The organism is Escherichia sp. E10V5 (assembly GCF_004212315.1).
Lineage (GTDB): Bacteria > Pseudomonadota > Gammaproteobacteria > Enterobacterales > Enterobacteriaceae > Escherichia.
The window spans coordinates 139,826-156,880 of sequence record NZ_RHJM01000009.1; the positions used below are offsets into that span (position 1 = coordinate 139,826).

19 protein-coding genes are annotated in these 17,055 nt (G+C 50.3%); 11 read left to right on the forward strand and 8 right to left on the reverse strand.

Going from position 1 to position 17,055, the window contains the following annotated elements; genetic code table 11:
* Positions 1-13 precede the first annotated feature (13 nt).
* A complete protein-coding gene (gene tsaB / locus D9738_RS07610) occupies positions 14-709 on the reverse strand; it encodes a tRNA (adenosine(37)-N6)-threonylcarbamoyltransferase complex dimerization subunit type 1 TsaB (RefSeq protein ID WP_130259890.1) in 696 nt (231 codons plus the stop codon).
* Positions 710-766: 57 nt separating this feature from the next.
* Positions 767-2,677, reverse strand: a complete 1,911-nt coding sequence (locus tag D9738_RS07615; protein WP_130259891.1) for an ATP-dependent DNA helicase — start codon at positions 2,675-2,677, stop codon at positions 767-769.
* A 131-nt stretch (positions 2,678-2,808) separates the two neighbouring features.
* On the opposite strand from D9738_RS07615, the gene D9738_RS07620 reads away from it, so the two are divergent.
* Both D9738_RS07620 and D9738_RS07625 read left to right on the forward strand, forming a co-directional pair.
* Positions 2,809-3,153 carry a RidA family protein gene (locus tag D9738_RS07620; RefSeq protein ID WP_010376144.1) on the forward strand — a complete coding sequence of 115 codons (345 nt, stop codon included), beginning with the start codon at positions 2,809-2,811 and terminating at the stop codon, positions 3,151-3,153.
* A gap of 433 nt (positions 3,154-3,586) precedes the next feature.
* Complete coding sequence (locus D9738_RS07625; protein WP_130208426.1) at positions 3,587-3,886, forward strand: DUF1889 family protein; 300 nt, start codon at positions 3,587-3,589, stop codon at positions 3,884-3,886.
* A 124-nt stretch (positions 3,887-4,010) separates the two neighbouring features.
* Here the strand turns inward: D9738_RS07625 and D9738_RS07630 are convergent, their stop codons facing one another.
* Together D9738_RS07630 and D9738_RS07635 are read right to left on the reverse strand one after the other, a co-directional pair.
* Positions 4,011-4,163 carry a hypothetical protein gene (locus D9738_RS07630; RefSeq protein WP_240780543.1) on the reverse strand — a complete coding sequence of 51 codons (153 nt, stop codon included), beginning with the start codon at positions 4,161-4,163 and terminating at the stop codon, positions 4,011-4,013.
* A 6-nt stretch (positions 4,164-4,169) separates the two neighbouring features.
* Positions 4,170-4,349: a YoaH family protein gene (locus D9738_RS07635; protein WP_000457334.1), complete on the reverse strand. Its 180-nt coding sequence runs from the start codon at positions 4,347-4,349 to the stop codon at positions 4,170-4,172.
* A 73-nt stretch (positions 4,350-4,422) separates the two neighbouring features.
* Here D9738_RS07635 and pabB point away from each other — a divergent pair, with 73 nt between their 5' ends.
* From pabB to D9738_RS07655, 4 genes are all read left to right on the forward strand, one after another.
* A complete protein-coding gene (gene pabB / locus D9738_RS07640) occupies positions 4,423-5,784 on the forward strand; it encodes an aminodeoxychorismate synthase component 1 (RefSeq protein WP_130259892.1) in 1,362 nt (453 codons plus the stop codon).
* Positions 5,785-5,787: 3 nt separating this feature from the next.
* Positions 5,788-6,366, forward strand: a complete 579-nt coding sequence (locus D9738_RS07645; protein WP_064529235.1) for a CoA pyrophosphatase — start codon at positions 5,788-5,790, stop codon at positions 6,364-6,366.
* A 183-nt stretch (positions 6,367-6,549) separates the two neighbouring features.
* Positions 6,550-7,914, forward strand: coding sequence for an L-serine ammonia-lyase (gene sdaA / locus D9738_RS07650; protein WP_130259893.1), 1,365 nt, complete (start codon positions 6,550-6,552; stop codon positions 7,912-7,914).
* 130 nt (positions 7,915-8,044) lie between these two features.
* A complete protein-coding gene (locus D9738_RS07655; protein WP_130259894.1) occupies positions 8,045-9,643 on the forward strand; it encodes a cyclic diguanylate phosphodiesterase in 1,599 nt (532 codons plus the stop codon).
* Positions 9,644-9,646: 3 nt separating this feature from the next.
* Here the strand turns inward: D9738_RS07655 and yoaE are convergent, their stop codons facing one another.
* Positions 9,647-11,203, reverse strand: a complete 1,557-nt coding sequence (gene yoaE / locus D9738_RS07660) for a CNNM family cation transport protein YoaE (RefSeq protein ID WP_130259895.1) — start codon at positions 11,201-11,203, stop codon at positions 9,647-9,649.
* Complete coding sequence (locus D9738_RS25400) at positions 11,191-11,349, reverse strand: hypothetical protein (protein ID WP_276319693.1); 159 nt, start codon at positions 11,347-11,349, stop codon at positions 11,191-11,193. Before D9738_RS25400 ends, yoaE begins: the two co-directional genes overlap by 13 nt.
* A 315-nt stretch (positions 11,350-11,664) precedes the next feature.
* Between D9738_RS25400 and manX the strand changes: the two genes are divergently transcribed.
* From manX to mntP, 5 genes are all read left to right on the forward strand, one after another.
* Positions 11,665-12,636 (forward strand): PTS mannose transporter subunit IIAB, encoded by a 972-nt coding sequence (gene manX / locus D9738_RS07665; protein ID WP_130259896.1) that lies wholly within the window; start codon positions 11,665-11,667, stop codon positions 12,634-12,636.
* A 62-nt stretch (positions 12,637-12,698) separates the two neighbouring features.
* Positions 12,699-13,499, forward strand: a complete 801-nt coding sequence (gene manY, locus D9738_RS07670) for a PTS mannose transporter subunit IIC (RefSeq protein ID WP_064529241.1) — start codon at positions 12,699-12,701, stop codon at positions 13,497-13,499.
* 12 nt (positions 13,500-13,511) lie between these two features.
* The gene (gene manZ / locus D9738_RS07675; RefSeq protein ID WP_130208438.1) at positions 13,512-14,363 is read left to right on the forward strand and encodes a PTS mannose transporter subunit IID; all 852 of its coding nucleotides are present in this window, start codon (positions 13,512-13,514) and stop codon (positions 14,361-14,363) included.
* Positions 14,364-14,417: 54 nt separating this feature from the next.
* A complete protein-coding gene (locus tag D9738_RS07680) occupies positions 14,418-14,876 on the forward strand; it encodes a DUF986 family protein (protein WP_130259897.1) in 459 nt (152 codons plus the stop codon).
* Between the two features lie 416 nt (positions 14,877-15,292).
* Positions 15,293-15,859: a manganese efflux pump MntP gene (gene mntP, locus D9738_RS07685; RefSeq protein ID WP_001353153.1), complete on the forward strand. Its 567-nt coding sequence runs from the start codon at positions 15,293-15,295 to the stop codon at positions 15,857-15,859.
* Here mntP and rlmA read toward each other — a convergent pair.
* Positions 15,856-16,665, reverse strand: coding sequence for a 23S rRNA (guanine(745)-N(1))-methyltransferase (gene rlmA, locus D9738_RS07690; protein WP_130208445.1), 810 nt, complete (start codon positions 16,663-16,665; stop codon positions 15,856-15,858). The two genes, mntP and rlmA, sit on opposite strands and share 4 nt — an antisense overlap.
* A 167-nt stretch (positions 16,666-16,832) precedes the next feature.
* Positions 16,833-17,042 carry a transcription antiterminator/RNA stability regulator CspE gene (gene cspE / locus D9738_RS07695; protein WP_001062678.1) on the reverse strand — a complete coding sequence of 70 codons (210 nt, stop codon included), beginning with the start codon at positions 17,040-17,042 and terminating at the stop codon, positions 16,833-16,835.
* Positions 17,043-17,055 lie beyond the last annotated feature (13 nt).

The following is a 17,055-nucleotide window of genomic DNA, read 5'->3' on the forward strand; positions in this document are numbered from 1 at the left end:
ATACTCTTAAGATTCATTCTTTGCCCGGAAGTTTCTTCCATGCGACGTTGTTACGCAAATAAACCGGCTCGGCATGTTCCACCGCCACCGTTTTACCCTCGACAAACATCTGACAGGCAATCGGCAGCATATCTTCTGCAGCGGGCAGTAATACTTCTCCGTCGCGTAAAACCAGACCGCTTTCTTTACCGAGATCCGGCCAGGCTTGCCAGCCTGTACCCACGGTCGCCCATTCACCGGAAAGCTGTTGCATCCGTTCATGAACGAGTTCTGGTTTGAGTACGGCTTCGGTTTCTTCACCGTGCCAGACACCGTTTTCATCACGCTGATATTCGGCCCAGTAAACTTCGCCCATTCGCGCGTCAATGGCTGCCAGCACGCGGGTTGCGCCGTTTTTGCGCCACGCCCCTTGCGCCATCGTCATTAGCGTGGAGACGCCAATCATCGGTAGCTCCGCACCAAGTGCCAGTCCTTGCGCGATGCCAATACCGATGCGTACGCCGGTGAAACTACCGGGGCCGCGCCCGTAAGCCAGAGCGTTAATGTCAGTCAGGGAGGTTCCGCTGGCGGTCAGGATATCCTGCACCATCGGTAAGATTCGTTGAGTATGTTCACGTGGGCAAAGCTCGAAATGAGCATTGACAGTACCGTCGTTCCACAGGGCGACAGAGCAGGCCTCTGTCGCGGTATCGATAGCCAGAATTCGCATGGGTCTTCGTGCTTAGATCAATAAAAAGGCGCGCATCATACCATACTCCATCACAAATTACCTGGAGGATGGTATCGCAAGGAAACGAACCGCACGGGCAATATCACGGGTACGCGGCGCGGGCGGCAGGCTGGCAAGGAAAGTAGCGCCATAAGGGCGCATCACCAACCGATTGTCGCAAATCACCAGCACGCCGCGATCGTCGGCGTCGCGAATCAGTCGCCCTACTCCCTGTTTGAGAGTAATGACGGCATCTGGTAGTTGCACTTCATCGAACGGGTCACCACCACGCAAACGGCAATCTTCCATGCGCGCTTTTAACAGTGGGTCATCCGGCGAGGTAAATGGCAATTTGTCGATAATCACCAATGACAATGTATCGCCACGCACGTCCACCCCTTCCCAGAAGCTGCTGGTCGCCACAAGAAGCGCATTACCGGCGCTGACAAATTGCTGCAACAGTTGCCCTTTGCTGGTTTCCCCCTGTAACAATACGGGAAGCGTCATGGTGGCGCGGAACTGCTCAGCCAGATCGCGCATCATGGCGTGCGAGGTGCAAAGCATAAAACAACGACCGTTGTTGGCTTCGATGATCGGTCGCAGCATTGCTGCCAGTTGCCGTGCGGAACCTGGCTGGTTGGTTTTCGGCAGGTTGCGCGGCACACAGAGTAACGCCTGGCGGCTGTAATCAAAGGGGCTGGGTAACAGCAACGACTCGGCCTGTTCGATGCCAAGCCGCGAGGTGAAATGATGCAGATCGTCATTCACCGACAACGTTGCCGAGGTAAAGATCCAGCTTCCGGGCTTTTGCGCCATTAGCTCTTTAAATTTATCCGCCACGCTAAGCGGCGTGAGCGCCAAAGTAAAATGGCGCGAAGTGCATTCGTACCAGTAGCTGTAGCCTGGTTGGTTGATCTCTTTCAGCCGCTTCAGACGTGTACGATATAACGTGGCGCGTTCAAATGCCGCATCCAGCAAGGCGGAACGCCCCAAAGACAGTTTCGCCACGTCGTAACAGAGTTCAAGGGTGTCATCGAGCAGTAAAAACGCCCGCTGAATTTGTGGGTTGGCTAACAGTTCGCGCAGATTACCGCGATAACCTGGCTCGCCGAGTTGCAGACGAAAATCCTGCGCGCTCTGGGCAAGACGGTCGGCGCATTTTTGTAACTGTTGAGTGTCTTTTAATTCGGTGCGATAGGCGATGGTGATGTCTTTTGCCAGATCGAGCAGTTGTCGGCTGGAGAGCGACTGTCCAAAGTACTGGCTGGCAATGTCCGGCAGCTGGTGGGCTTCGTCGAAGATCATCACGTCTGCTTCCGGGATCAACTCGCCAAATCCACTTTCTTTAACCACCATATCCGCCAGAAACAGATGATGGTTCACCACAACCACATCAGCATCCATCGCTTTTTTACGCGCTTTGACCACAAAGCAATCTTTATACATTGGGCAGTCGCTGCCAAGACAGTTGTCGTTGGTGCTGGTGACCAGCGGCCACGCCTGCGAGTCTTCCGCCACGCTAACGCAGGTGCTGATATCGCCATCTACCGTCTGATTTGACCATGAACGCAGGAGGATCACATCGCTTAAGGTTTGTACTGGCAAATCTCCGCCCGCCAGTGCCTGCTGTTCCAGTCGTTCGAGGCAGAGGTAGTTTGAGCGCCCTTTCAGCAACGCCACGTTGCCAGTGTATTTCAGCGCCTTTGCCACCGTCGGCAAATCGCGGCTGTAGAGCTGATCCTGCAACGCTTTTGAGCCAGTTGAGATTATGACTTTCTTTTTCGCCCGCAGTGCAGGAGCAAGGTAGGCATAGGTTTTACCCGTACCGGTTCCCGCTTCCACCACCAGCGGCTGGCTTTTTTCAATCGCCTGGGTCACAGCGACTGCCATCTGTCGCTGTGGTTCACGCGGCTTAAAGCCTGGTATCGCTTTCGCCAGTTGACCGTCTGGTGCAAAATCGTCCGTCACACTACCCCCTGTTGATTTGAACAGGGATTATGTCAGGCCAGACTGGTTTTCGCCAGTTGAAGTGGTGACGGCAACCTCACATTGTGGCAGTCTTTGCAGCACAAAAATGTAAAGTTAATGAGGACATAATGATGACTATCGTTCGTATCGACGCTGAAGCCCGCTGGTCTGATGTGGTGATCCACAACAACACGCTCTACTACACTGGCGTACCAGAAAACCTCGATGCCGATGCTTTTGAACAAACCGCCAACACGCTGGCGCAAATTGACGCCGTGCTGGAAAAACAGGGCAGCAATAAATCGAGCATTCTGGATGCCACCATTTTCCTTGCCGATAAAAACGACTTTGCGGCAATGAATAAAGCATGGGATGCCTGGGTTGTAGCGGGTCACGCGCCGGTGCGCTGCACGGTGCAGGCGGGGCTGATGAATCCGCAGTACAAGGTTGAAATTAAGATTATCGCTGCGGTTTAATTCCTGAAAAAGAATTCTATCAAAGTAAAAATCAGACGATAATTGTTCGAAAATACTGGTCGGTTATAAACAAATCGGCCAGTGTTTAAGAGGATACTTTAGATAAATAATGAAATCCGTCAGGTAACTTATTTTTATGATTTCAACTGCATCTATACAAAAATGATATTAATCACCCAAATTAAACCATTCTGTTAACTCCCCGAGCCGTTTACTCTGACTTTTCTGCCCTTAACAATCTGGCTGGAGCGCGGCGATTTACCGTTAATTTTTTGCCATATCACTAGAAAACCCGCCATGACCTGCTACCTTTAAAATACCTGAATGTCAACAGGTTAACTAATGAGATATCGTTATAATCCCTTTGATATTAGATGCAATTTAAGGTCATATATAGCCTTATCAAAAACGTGGTTAATTTAAGGACAAGAATATGCCTGCTGCAATAGATAAAGCCCTGGATTTCATTAGTGCCATGGATGTATCAGCATCAACACCAAGCTCGATGAATGAAAGTACGGCGAAAGGAATATTTAAATATTTGCATGACCTGGGAGTCCCCGCGAGTACCGCCGATATTACTGCGCGAGCTGAACAGGAAGGCTGGAATCCTGGATTCACGGAAAAAATGGTGGGATGGGCAAAAAAGATGGATTCTGGCGAACGCGTGGTGATTAAAAACCCTGAATACTTCTCGTCTTATATGCAGGAAGAACTTAAAGCCCTTGTGTGAGTTAAAACTCCAGCTTTAAAAATCAATCCGGACGCTTTCATTGACCTCAGAAAAGCGTCCTTTTTTCTCGTCATCATAAACACAGCCAAAATTAATCAACAGATATGGCCCCGTGATTTTTGTTTCAACACAGCGGACCATTGTCATAACGCGCGCCGTCCAGGCACATACCGTCAAAAATGGCACGATGTAAGTTCATGCCGGAAAAATCTCTGCCGATGAGGCTATCCGTATCAAGATACAGGACGTCATCCGTGACGAAATCGATACGGATCATTTTGTGTTACTCGTCTTCATCCTCAAAACGCGCCACAATCCGCTCACCGGAATGGTTGGCACGCAACTCTTCTGCCACCAGCGCGATGGCCTGACCACTGCTCATCCCCTGTGCCATCAGTTCCTGAATACGCTCAACGGCTTTTTGCTGCTGTTCATGGGTGAGTGAAGGTAAACCTGCAAACATTGTTAACTCCTGCTAAATTGTTGGCGCTAATTATTTCATGCTACCCGGCACATAGCCAGTAGAGTCAGGACTGATGAAGACGTTATCTCCCGCTGTGATTACTTTACCCTGGCGTCAGGACGCCGCTGAATTTTATTTCTCCCGCTTAAGCCACCTGCCGTGGGCGATGTTGTTGCACTCCGGCTATGCCGACCATCCGCATAGTCGCTTTGATATTGTGGTGGCTGACCCCGTTTGCACTTTAACCACTCACGATAATGAAACCGTGGTATGTGAAGGAGAAATCAGCACAACGACCACTGACGATCCGCTCAAAGCGCTCCAGCAGGCACTGGACCGAGCAAACATTCACCCGTCGCATAATGGTGATTTGCCATTTCAGGGCGGCGCACTGGGGCTGTTTGGCTACGATCTGGGCCGCCGTTTTGAGTCACTGCCGGAAGTGGCGCTGAGAGATATCGACCTGCCTGATATGGCGGTTGGTATCTACGACTGGGCGCTGATCGTCGATCACCAGCGCCAGCGTATTTCGCTACTCAGCCATCGTGATGTCAATGCCCGTCTGGCGTGGCTGGACAGCCAGCAAATAGCGCCACAGCAAGATTTCCAGTTAACATCCGCCTGGCAATCCAATATGAACCGCGAGCAGTATGGCGAGAAATTTCGCCAGGTACAGGAATATCTGCACAGCGGCGATTGCTATCAGGTGAATCTCGCCCAGCGTTTTCACGCGACCTATTCTGGCGATGAATGGCAGGCGTTCGTTCAGCTTAATCAGGCCAACCGCGCACCGTTCAGTGCCTTCCTGCGTCTGGAACAAGGTGTGATTTTAAGCCTTTCACCAGAACGGTTTATTCTTTGTGATGGTGGTGAGATCCAGACCCGCCCGATTAAAGGCACGCTCCCACGCTTGTCCGATCCTCAGGAAGATAGCAAACAAGCTGAAAAATTGGCGAACTCACCGAAAGATCGCGCCGAAAACCTGATGATTGTCGATTTAATGCGCAATGACATCGGTCGCGTTGCTGTACCAGGCTCAGTAAAAGTGCCTGAACTGTTTGTAGTAGAACCGTTCCCTGCCGTGCATCATCTGGTCAGCACCATAACGGCACGCTTGCCAGAGCACTTGCATGCCAGCGATCTGCTGCGCGCGGCTTTTCCCGGAGGCTCAATCACCGGCGCGCCGAAAGTGCGGGCAATGGAAATTATTGATGAACTGGAACCGCAGCGACGCAATGCCTGGTGCGGCAGCATTGGCTATTTAAGCTTCTGCGGCAATATGGATACCAGCATCACCATCCGCACGCTAACGGCGGTTAACGGGCAGATTTACTGTTCCGCTGGTGGCGGCATCGTTGCTGATAGCCAGGAAGAAGCGGAATATCAGGAAACTTTTGATAAAGTTAATCGTATCCTGAAGCAACTGGAGAAGTAAGACGTGGAATACCGTGGCCTGACGCTTGATGATTTTTTATCGCGATTTCAACTATTGCGTCCGCAAATTAACCGGGAAACCTTAAATCATCGTCAGGCTGCCGTGTTAATCCCCATTGTCCGCCGACCGCAACCAGGCTTGCTGCTGACTCAGCGTTCCATTCATCTGCGCAAACATGCTGGACAAGTCGCATTCCCTGGAGGTGCAGTCGATGACACGGACGCGTCAGTTATCGCCGCTGCGCTGCGTGAAGCCGAAGAAGAGGTCGCCATACCGCCTTCAGCCGTTGAGGTTATCGGCGTGTTACCCCCTGTCGATAGCGTTACGGGCTACCAGGTCACTCCCGTGGTTGGCATTATCCCGCCTGATTTACCGTATCGCGCCAGTGAAGATGAAGTCTCCGCAGTATTTGAAATGCCGCTCGCCCAGGCGTTACATTTGGGCCGTTATCATCCTTTGGATATCTACCGCCGTGGCGATTCGCATCGGGTATGGCTTTCCTGGTACGAACAGTATTTTGTATGGGGAATGACCGCAGGCATAATTCGTGAACTGGCGCTGCAAATTGGTGTGAAACCCTGACTATACTTATCTTTACATCTACAAAACACTACTTGAGACAATCATCGCAATATTAGTTAAATCGCGGTTTTTGATTAGTTTAATTCATGTGAATAGTTAAGCCTGTCGCCGCGTTCCCTCTTACACTATGCGCTGTTATTCGTTCGTTACTGGAAGTCCAGTCACCTTGTCAGGAGTATTATCGTGATTAGTCTATTCGACATGTTTAAGGTGGGGATTGGTCCCTCATCTTCCCATACTGTAGGGCCTATGAAGGCGGGTAAACAGTTCGTCGATGATCTGGTCGAAAAAGGCTTACTGGATAGCGTTACCCGCGTTGCCGTGGACGTTTATGGTTCACTGTCGCTGACGGGTAAAGGCCACCACACCGATATCGCCATTATTATGGGTCTTGCAGGTAACGAACCTGCCACCGTGGATATCGACAGTATTCCCGGTTTTATTCGCGACGTAGAAGAGCGCGAACGTCTGCTGCTGGCACAGGGACGGCATGAAGTGGATTTCCCACGCGATAACGGGATGCGTTTTCATAACGGTAACCTGCCGCTGCATGAAAACGGCATGCAAATCCACGCGTATAACGGCGATACAGTTGTTTACAGCAAAACTTATTATTCCATCGGCGGCGGTTTTATCGTCGATGAAGAACATTTTGGTCACGATGCCGCCAACGAAGTGAGCGTGCCGTATCCGTTTAAATCCGCCACCGAGCTGCTGGCATACTGTAATGAAACCGGTTATTCCCTTTCCGGTCTGGCAATGCAGAACGAACTGGCGCTGCACAGTAAGAAAGAGATCGACGAGTATTTCGCTCATGTCTGGCAAACCATGCATGCATGTATCGATCGCGGCATGAACACCGAAGGCGTATTGCCTGGCCCGCTGCGTGTTCCGCGCCGTGCGTCTGCCCTGCGCCGTATGCTGGTTTCCAGCGATAAACTGTCTAAAGATCCGATGAATGTCATCGACTGGGTAAACATGTTTGCGCTGGCAGTTAACGAAGAAAACGCAGCGGGGGGGCGTGTGGTAACTGCACCGACTAACGGTGCTTGCGGCATCGTTCCGGCAGTGCTGGCATACTATGACCACTTTATTGAATCGGTCAGCCCTGATATTTATACCCGCTACTTTATGGCGGCCGGAGCGATTGGCGCACTGTACAAAATGAACGCGTCTATTTCCGGTGCGGAAGTCGGTTGCCAGGGCGAAGTGGGCGTTGCCTGTTCAATGGCTGCGGCGGGTCTTGCAGAACTGTTGGGCGGTAGCCCTGAACAGGTTTGCGTGGCGGCGGAAATTGGCATGGAACACAACCTTGGTCTGACTTGCGACCCGGTTGCGGGTCAGGTTCAGGTTCCGTGCATTGAACGTAACGCCATTGCATCAGTGAAGGCGATTAACGCCGCGCGGATGGCTCTGCGTCGTACTAGTGCACCACGCGTCTCACTGGATAAAGTCATCGAAACGATGTACGAAACAGGAAAAGATATGAACGCTAAATATCGCGAAACCTCACGCGGTGGTCTGGCGATTAAAGTCCAGTGTGACTAATACTTTATCCTCGCCCATCTGCAACGGATGGGCGAATTTATCCTCGCTTTCTCGTCTGCTGTAATTTTCCCCACTACACTTCCACTGTTGCGTCAGGCGTTTGTCGCCATACGCTTACCGGGTGGCCCGCATGCAAAAAGCACAACGGATCATTAAAACCTATCGCCGTAATCGAATGATTGTTTGTACGATTTGCGCACTCTTTACGTTTGTGGCAACACTGAGCGTGCGATTTATTTCACAGCGGAACTTAAATCAGCAGCGGGTAGTGCTCTTTGCCAATCACGCCGTTGAGGAATTAGACAAAGTCCTGCTTCCACTTCAGGCGGGTAACAACGTACTGCTTCCCCTGATTGGACTCCCCTGCTCAGTCGCCCATCTCCCCTTACGCAAACAGGCGGCAAAACTGCAAACTGTACGGTCAATTGGCCTGGTGCAAGACGGCACGCTTTATTGTTCCAGCATTTTTGGTTATCGCAATGTTCCTGCTGAAGATATCCAGGCTGATTTACCCGCGCCGCAGCCCCTTTTACGCTTAACTACCGACCGCGTATTAATTAAAGACAGCCCGGTATTGATTCAGTGGACACCTTTACCGGGCAATGGTCGAGATGGTGTGATGGAGATGATCAACATCGACCTGTTGATGGCAATGTTGCTGGAGCCGCAATTACCGCAAATAAGAACGGCCAGCCTGACGGTAGCCGATCGCCATTTACTCTATGATGATGGTCTGGTTGATTCTTTACCTCCGCTTAATGGCAATGAACGTTACCAGGTTTCATCGCAGAATTTTCCTTTTATCATCAGCGTTAGTGGACCTGGTGCGACAGCGCTGGCGTTGCAATATCTTCCCAGCCAGTTTCCACTAGCGGTACTGTTGAGTTTACTGGTGGGGTACATCGCATGGTTGGCCACGGCCCATAGAATGAGCTTTTCACGCGAGATAAATCTCGGGCTGGCGCAGCGCGAATTTGAGTTATTTTGTCAGCCCCTGCTCAATGCACGCTCGCAGCAATGTATTGGTGTAGAGATATTGCTGCGCTGGAATAATCCGCGTCAGGGATGGATCTCGCCGGATGTTTTTATCCCCATTGCGGAAGAACATCACCTGATAGTGCCGCTTACCCGTTATGTGATGATGGAAACCATCCGTCAACTCCACGTTTTTCCAATGAGCAGTCAGTTCCACATCGGCATTAACGTCGCCCCCAGCCATTTTCGCCGTGGCGTATTGTTAAAAGATCTCAATCGTTACTGGTTTAGTGCTAACCCGATTCAGCCACTAATCCTCGAAATTACCGAGCGCGATGCCTTACTGGATGTTGATTATCGGATTGCCCGCGAACTGCATCGTAAAAACGTCAAACTGGCGATTGATGACTTCGGCACCGGCAACAGTTCGTTTTCCTGGCTGGAAACGTTACGTCCTGACGTGCTGAAAATTGATAAGTCATTTACCGCAGCTATCGGTTCTGACGCGGTTAACTCAACGGTGACCGATATCATCATCGCGCTGGGGCAAAGACTGAATATTGAACTGGTGGCAGAAGGTGTGGAAACGCAAGAACAAGCGAAGTATTTGCGCCGTCATGGCGTGCATATTTTACAAGGGTATTTGTACGCGCAACCCATGCCGCTGCGTGATTTCCCGAAATGGCTGGCGGGCAGCCAACCGCCGCCCACCCGGCATAATGGGCGCATCACACCCATTATACCGTTACGTTAACGCTTACTCGTCTTCATCGTGCGCTGGTTGCTCTTTAACAATGCGAACCAGATCAACACGATAATCATTGGCTTCTACGATGGTGATATGCAGCGGTCCAACATCGATCACGTCGCCTGCGCGAGGAATGTGACCATTTGCCGAAATTACCAGACCTGCAACCGTCGCAATATCATCATCATCGGTAAGGTGCTCAACATCAAGCGCCTGCTGTAAGGCATGTAAGTCTGTACCACCTTTTACCAGCCAACCGTCGCCATCGATAACAATTTCCGGCGTTTCATCTGCATCCGGGAACTCACCAGCAATGGCTTCCAGTACATCCAGCGGCGTAACCAGACCTTGCACCACACCAAACTCGTTGGTGACGATAACAAAACTACCGCGAGCACGACGCAACACGCCCAGCAGGTTGATCGGGTCGAGGGTTTCCGGAACGATTATCGCCGGAGAAGCAGAAGCAATTGCCGTCACGTCGACACCGACTTCCAGTGCCACCAGCAGTTCTTTGGCACGCACGATACCGATGATTTCATCCAGCTCACCACGACACACCGGAAACAGGCTGTGCGGTGAAGAGAGCAGTTGCTGGCGGATTTCATCAACGCCAAGGTTAGCATCTACCCAACTGATCTCACCGCGTGGCGTCATAATGCCGCGCAGAGAGCGTGACGCCAAAGTCAGTACGCCGTTAATCATATAACGCTCTTCTTCGGCAAAGGCACCTTCTGGAACCGGAATTGGCACCGGGTTATCAGCATCGTGTTGAATATTTGCCTGACGTTTACCCCCCATCAAACGCAGAATGGCATCGGCGGTACGCGCACGCAGCGGTAAGGTAGACTGATGACGAATAAAGTTACGACGCGCAATCTGGTTAAACACTTCGATGATGATCGAGAAACCAATTGCTGCATACAGGTAGCCTTTTGGAATATGGAAACCAAAACCTTCAGCTACGAGACTCAGACCAATCATCAACAGGAAGCTCAAACAGAGCACTACAACTGTTGGATGCTGGTTAACGAATCGCGTCAGCGGTTTCGATGCCAGCAACATAACTGCCATCGCAATCACTACCGCAGCCATCATTACCGGTAGATGGTTGACCATCCCTACGGCAGTAATCACTGCATCCAGCGAGAAGACAGCGTCAAGGATGACAATCTGTGTGACGACCACCCAGAAACTGGCATAACCTTTACTGTGACCAGAGTCATGATCGCGGTTTTCCAGCCGCTCATGCAACTCGGTTGTCGCTTTGAACAGCAAGAATATCCCCCCGAACAGCATAATCAGATCGCGCCCGGAGAAAGAAAAATCCATTACGGTAAATAGTGGTTTGGTCAGCGTGACCATCCATGAAATCAGCGATAACAGCCCCAGGCGCATAATCAACGCCAGTGACAGCCCCAACAAACGCGCTTTATCACGTTGTTTCGGCGGCAGTTTATCGGCAAGGATGGCGATAAAAACCAGGTTATCGATACCCAGCACGATTTCAAGGACGACAAGCGTGAGCAGCCCCGCCCAAATCGAGGGATCCATTAAGAATTCCATGACAAGCTCCTGCTTAAGGAATAGCTAATCGGCGCCAGAAATAATGCAGGCGAAACGAGAAAATACAAACAAAAGGTGCGGCAAAAAATGCCAGTAAGGCAGGCGCTATATGGCCTGATGCTGAAGTGACGTCGGTGACGATCCATACTGCGGGCTGCAGCCCTATACTCCTTGGTTGTTAAACGGGAGTTAAACATATCAGAGAGATCTCTGATTTGGCAAAGATTTACCTTCCTTTGCAAATGAATGTGACAACATTTTTTACTCTTTCGGAATTTTGTCAATTCAAAGTTAATTTACGGATCTTCATCACATAAAATATTTTTTTCGATATCTAAAATAAATCGCGAGGCACAGGGGGTTTCTGGTTGTAGCCCTTATCTGAATCGATTCGATTGTGGACGACGATTCAAAAATACATCTGGCACGTTGAGATGTTAACAATAATAAGGAGGTAGCAAGTGACCATTGCTATTGTTATAGGCACACATGGTTGGGCTGCAGAGCAGTTGCTTAAAACGGCAGAGATGCTGTTAGGCGAGCAGGAAAACGTTGGCTGGATCGATTTTGTTCCTGGCGAAAATGCCGAAACGCTAATCGAAAAGTACAACGCTCAGTTGGCAAAACTCGACACCACTAAAGGCGTGCTGTTTCTCGTTGATACATGGGGAGGCAGTCCGTTCAATGCTGCCAGCCGCATTGTCGTCGACAAAGAGCATTATGAAGTGATCGCAGGCGTTAACATTCCAATGTTAGTGGAAACGTTAATGGCTCGTGATGATGACCCAAGCTTTGACGAACTGGTAACACTGGCCGTAGAAACAGGCCGCGAAGGTGTGAAAGCACTGAAAGCGAAACCAGTTGAAAAAGCAGCACCTGCCCCCGCCGCAGCGGCACCGAAAGCGGCTCCTGCACCGGCAAAACCGATGGGACCAAACGACTATATGGTAATTGGCCTCGCGCGTATCGACGATCGCTTAATTCACGGTCAGGTTGCTACCCGCTGGACCAAAGAAACTAATGTCTCCCGTATCATCGTAGTTAGTGACGAAGTGGCTGCGGATACCGTTCGTAAGACACTGCTCACCCAGGTTGCACCTCCCGGCGTAACAGCGCATGTAGTTGATGTCGCCAAAATGATTCGCGTCTACAACAACCCGAAATATGCGGGCGAACGCGTGATGCTGTTATTTACCAACCCGACAGATGTTGAGCGTCTCGTTGAAGGCGGCGTGAAAATCACTTCAGTCAACGTCGGTGGTATGGCATTCCGTCAGGGCAAAACTCAGGTGAATAACGCGGTTTCGGTTGATGAAAAAGATATCGAAGCATTCAAGAAACTGAATGCGCGCGGTATCGAGCTGGAAGTCCGTAAGGTTTCCACCGACCAGAAACTGAAAATGATGGATCTGATCAGCAAAATCGATAAGTAACGTATTGTGTTGATTATCACTCAGTTTTCACACTTAAGTCTTACGTAAACAGGAGAAGTACAATGGAGATTACCGCTCTTCAAATTGTGCTGGTATTTATCGTAGCCTGTATCGCAGGTATGGGATCAATCCTCGATGAATTTCAGTTTCACCGTCCGCTAATCGCGTGTACCCTGGTGGGTATCGTTCTTGGGGATATGAAAACCGGTATTATTATCGGTGGTACCCTGGAAATGATCGCGCTGGGCTGGATGAACATCGGTGCCGCTGTTGCACCTGACGCCGCCCTGGCTTCTATTATTTCTACCATTCTGGTTATTGCTGGTCATCAGAGCATCGGTGCCGGTATCGCGCTGGCAATCCCTCTGGCAGCAGCAGGCCAGGTGCTGACCATTATCGTTCGTACTATTACCGTTGCCTTCCAGCACGCTGCGGATAAAGCAGCTGAAAACGGTAACCTGACGGCGATTTCATGGATCCACGTTTCGTCTCTGTTCCTGCAAGCTATGCGTGTGGCTATTCCGGCCGTTATCGTTGCGCTTTCTGTTGGTACCAGTGAAGTTCAAAACATGCTGAACGCCATTCCGGAAGTGGTGACCAATGGTCTGAACATTGCCGGTGGCATGATCGTGGTAGTTGGTTATGCGATGGTTATCAACATGATGCGTGCTGGCTACCTGATGCCGTTCTTCTACCTCGGCTTCGTAACCGCAGCATTCACCAACTTTAACCTGGTTGCTCTGGGTGTCATCGGTACCGTTATGGCGGTGCTCTACATTCAGCTGAGCCCGAAATATAACCGTGTCGCCGGTGCGCCAGTTCAGGCTGCTGGTAACAACGATCTCGACAACGAACTGGACTAACAGGTGAGCGAAATGGTTGATACAACTCAAACTACCACTGAGAAAAAACTCACTAAGAGTGATATTCGTGGCGTCTTCCTGCGTTCTAACCTCTTCCAGGGTTCATGGAACTTCGAGCGTATGCAGGCGCTGGGCTTCTGCTTCTCTATGGTGCCGGCGATTCGTCGCCTCTACCCGGAAAATAACGATGCCCGTAAACAGGCGATTAAACGTCACCTCGAATTCTTTAACACCCAACCGTTCGTGGCGGCGCCAATTCTGGGCGTAACCCTGGCGCTGGAAGAACAGCGTGCTAACGGTGCAGAGATCGACGATGGTGCAATCAACGGTATCAAAGTAGGTCTGATGGGTCCGCTGGCAGGTGTAGGCGACCCAATCTTCTGGGGTACGGTACGTCCCGTATTTGCAGCGCTGGGCGCCGGTATCGCGATGAGCGGCAGCCTGTTAGGTCCGTTGCTGTTCTTTATCCTGTTTAACCTGGTACGTCTGGCAACGCGTTACTACGGCGTAGCATATGGTTACTCCAAGGGCATCGATATCGTTAAAGATATGGGCGGCGGCTTCCTGCAAAAACTGACGGAAGGGGCGTCTATTCTCGGCCTGTTTGTCATGGGGGCATTGGTTAACAAGTGGACACATGTCAATATCCCGCTGGTCGTCTCACGCATCACTGACCAGACGGGTAAAGAGCACGTTACCACTGTACAGACCATTCTTGACCAGTTAATGCCGGGCCTGGTACCGCTGCTGCTGACCTTCGCCTGTATGTGGCTGCTGCGCAAAAAAGTGAACCCGCTGTGGATCATCGTTGGCTTCTTCGTCATCGGTATCGCTGGTTACGCTTGCGGCCTGCTTGGACTGTAAGACTGTTGTACACTACCGGGGCCTTTTGGCCCCGTTTTTTTATCTGGAGGATTAATGACAATCACGGAACTGGTGCTGATTCTGTTCATCGCCGCACTGCTTGCCTTTGCGATATACGATCAGTTCATTATGCCCCGCCGCAATGGCCCCACCCTGCTGGCAATTCCTTTGCTGCGGCGCGGTCGCATCGACAGCGTTATCTTCGTCGGGCTGATTGTCATTCTTATCTACAATAATGTGACCAGTCATGGCGCACAAATTACCACCTGGTTATTAAGTGCTCTGGCGCTGATGGGTTTTTATATATTCTGGATCCGCGTTCCGAAGATCATCTTTAAACAGAAAGGTTTTTTCTTCGCCAATGTCTGGATTGAATATAGCCGGATAAAAGCAATGAACTTATCGGAAGATGGTGTCCTGGTTATGCAATTAGAACAGCGTCGGTTGTTAATCCGCGTTCGAAATATCGACGTTCTGGAAAAGATTTATAAACTTCTTGTTTCAACTCAATAGGTTATATCTTTAGCCAAAGCTATGTTAAGTGTGTTTTTAATAACCAGACATAGCTTAGGCTATATTATCTCTTCGACCATTTGTTATTTATTTTAACGTTTCATTTATATATAAATCTAAATGAAAATCGTTATCAACGAAGTAATGAAATAATATATTCCAACAGTTGTTTTATATTCTCAAAATATGTTAAGGTTGCGCCCTCATTTGGGGAGTAGCCGATTTCCAGACTCCGGAAATGTACGTGTCAACATACTCGTTGCAAAACGTGGCACGTACGGACTGAACATTTTCAGTCAGGCGAGACCATATGCACATCAATCGCTATGCCTGCATGAGCGCCTCTTGTCGTTCATGTGTGCATGTTTGCGGGGGGCGAAGATGTGTTTTATGGATACCCCGGTCAGGACGTTGTCATGAATATCACTGCTACTGTTCTTCTTGCGTTTGGTATGTCGATGGATGCATTTGCTGCATCAATCGGTAAAGGTGCCACCCTCCATAAACCGAAATTTTCTGAAGCGTTGCGAACCGGCCTTATTTTTGGTGCCGTCGAAACCCTGACGCCGCTGATCGGCTGGGGTATGGGCATGTTAGCCAGCCGCTTTGTCCTCGAATGGAACCACTGGATTGCGTTTGTGCTGCTGATATTCCTCGGCGGGCGAATGATTATTGAGGGTTTTCGTGGCGCAGATGATGAAGATGAAGAACCGCGCCGTCGACACGGTTTCTGGCTACTGGTAACCACCGCGATTGCCACCAGCCTGGATGCCATGGCTGTTGGTGTAGGTCTTGCCTTCCTGCAGGTCAACATTATCGCGACCGCATTGGCCATTGGTTGTGCAACCTTGATTATGTCGACATTAGGGATGATGGTTGGTCGCTTTATCGGCTCAATTATTGGGAAAAAAGCGGAAATTCTCGGCGGGCTGGTACTGATCGGCATCGGCGTCCAGATCCTCTGGACGCACTACCACGGTTAATTTGTTCGCTGCCAGAGGTGAATATTAAAGTCCGTCTGGCAGTCGAATACTTCTTTTGCCGCCAACGTTTGCCAGACATCAGGCTTCGCACGCCAGGCAAACGGCGTCATCTGCAACAATGCAACAGCTTCATCGCCGCGAAGACGCATCGGATACCGCAGTTCATCGCTCTGCTGTAATGCAAAACCTTCCAGTTGTTCAGTATGGGGGGCATGCAGAAGTACTTCGTCGTAAATCAGCCCTTTCAACTCCATTAAATGTCGTGGCCCTGGAGTAACGGTAATTACCCACCCTCCCGGTTTGACGACACGCGCTAACTCTTCTGCTTTGCATGGCGCGTAGATGCGAATAATGGCATCCATACTGGCATCGGCAAAAGGCAGACGGTGGCTGGAAGCGACACAAAAGGTAACCTGCTTATAGCGTTTCGCCGCAGCTTTAATTGCGACCTTAGAGACATCAAGACCAAAGGTTGTCACTACTGGCAAGGCATCGGCAAAAGCATGAGTGTAATACCCTTCCCCACAGCCAATATCCAGTACCGCTGTTGCGTGCTCATTAAGACATCCACGCAATTGAGCGACTATCGCATCACGAAGCGGCTGGTAATGACCGGCATCTAAAAACGCACGTCGCGCCTGCATCATTTCCGCGCTGTCTCCCGGATCGCGGGATCGTTTATATTGAACGGGTAGCAGATTGACATATCCCTCTTTCGCCATATCAAATTGATGCCGCTGCGGACAGATATAGCTATTTTTTTCAAGAGATAGAGGCTGGTGGCAAAGTGGACAGGAAAACGACATGAAAACTCCGGCGGGATACTAAATGCCGCAAGTGTAACGCGAATCGCGCTGCGGGCAAATATTCGAAGATCGTAAGGGAGCATTAAATAAAGTAAAAAGCCTCGCTTTTTCGACGAGGCTTTATAGCGAGATTGAAGTGCGTTAACACTTCAGATCAGTGAATTCGATCAGATAGCGGTTACGTTAACAGCTGCCGGACCTTTCTGGCCGTCCTGAATTTCGAACTCAACGTTCTGGCCTTCGGCCAGAGTTTTGAAGCCATTACCCTGGATAGCGGAGAAGTGTACGAACACATCTTTGCTGCCATCAGCCGGAGTAATGAAGCCAAAACCTTTAGACTCGTTGAACCACTTAACCTGACCTTTAATCTTTGCCATTTGAAAAATTCCT

Coding starts and splice junctions, on each gene's coding strand:
- manZ (WP_130208438.1), top strand. CDS start 13,512: ATGGTTGATACAACTCAAACTACCACTGAGAAAAAACTCACTAAGAGT.
- D9738_RS07680 (WP_130259897.1), top strand. CDS start 14,418: ATGACAATCACGGAACTGGTGCTGATTCTGTTCATCGCCGCACTGCTT.
- tsaB (WP_130259890.1), bottom strand. CDS start 709: ATGCGAATTCTGGCTATCGATACCGCGACAGAGGCCTGCTCTGTCGCC.
- pabB (WP_130259892.1), top strand. CDS start 4,423: ATGAAGACGTTATCTCCCGCTGTGATTACTTTACCCTGGCGTCAGGAC.
- D9738_RS07630 (WP_240780543.1), bottom strand. CDS start 4,163: ATGATCCGTATCGATTTCGTCACGGATGACGTCCTGTATCTTGATACG.
- D9738_RS07635 (WP_000457334.1), bottom strand. CDS start 4,349: ATGTTTGCAGGTTTACCTTCACTCACCCATGAACAGCAGCAAAAAGCC.
- D9738_RS07625 (WP_130208426.1), top strand. CDS start 3,587: ATGCCTGCTGCAATAGATAAAGCCCTGGATTTCATTAGTGCCATGGAT.
- cspE (WP_001062678.1), bottom strand. CDS start 17,042: ATGGCAAAGATTAAAGGTCAGGTTAAGTGGTTCAACGAGTCTAAAGGT.
- manY (WP_064529241.1), top strand. CDS start 12,699: ATGGAGATTACCGCTCTTCAAATTGTGCTGGTATTTATCGTAGCCTGT.
- rlmA (WP_130208445.1), bottom strand. CDS start 16,665: ATGTCGTTTTCCTGTCCACTTTGCCACCAGCCTCTATCTCTTGAAAAA.
- mntP (WP_001353153.1), top strand. CDS start 15,293: ATGAATATCACTGCTACTGTTCTTCTTGCGTTTGGTATGTCGATGGAT.
- D9738_RS07620 (WP_010376144.1), top strand. CDS start 2,809: ATGACTATCGTTCGTATCGACGCTGAAGCCCGCTGGTCTGATGTGGTG.
- D9738_RS25400 (WP_276319693.1), bottom strand. CDS start 11,349: ATGGATCGTCACCGACGTCACTTCAGCATCAGGCCATATAGCGCCTGC.
- yoaE (WP_130259895.1), bottom strand. CDS start 11,203: ATGGAATTCTTAATGGATCCCTCGATTTGGGCGGGGCTGCTCACGCTT.
- D9738_RS07655 (WP_130259894.1), top strand. CDS start 8,045: ATGCAAAAAGCACAACGGATCATTAAAACCTATCGCCGTAATCGAATG.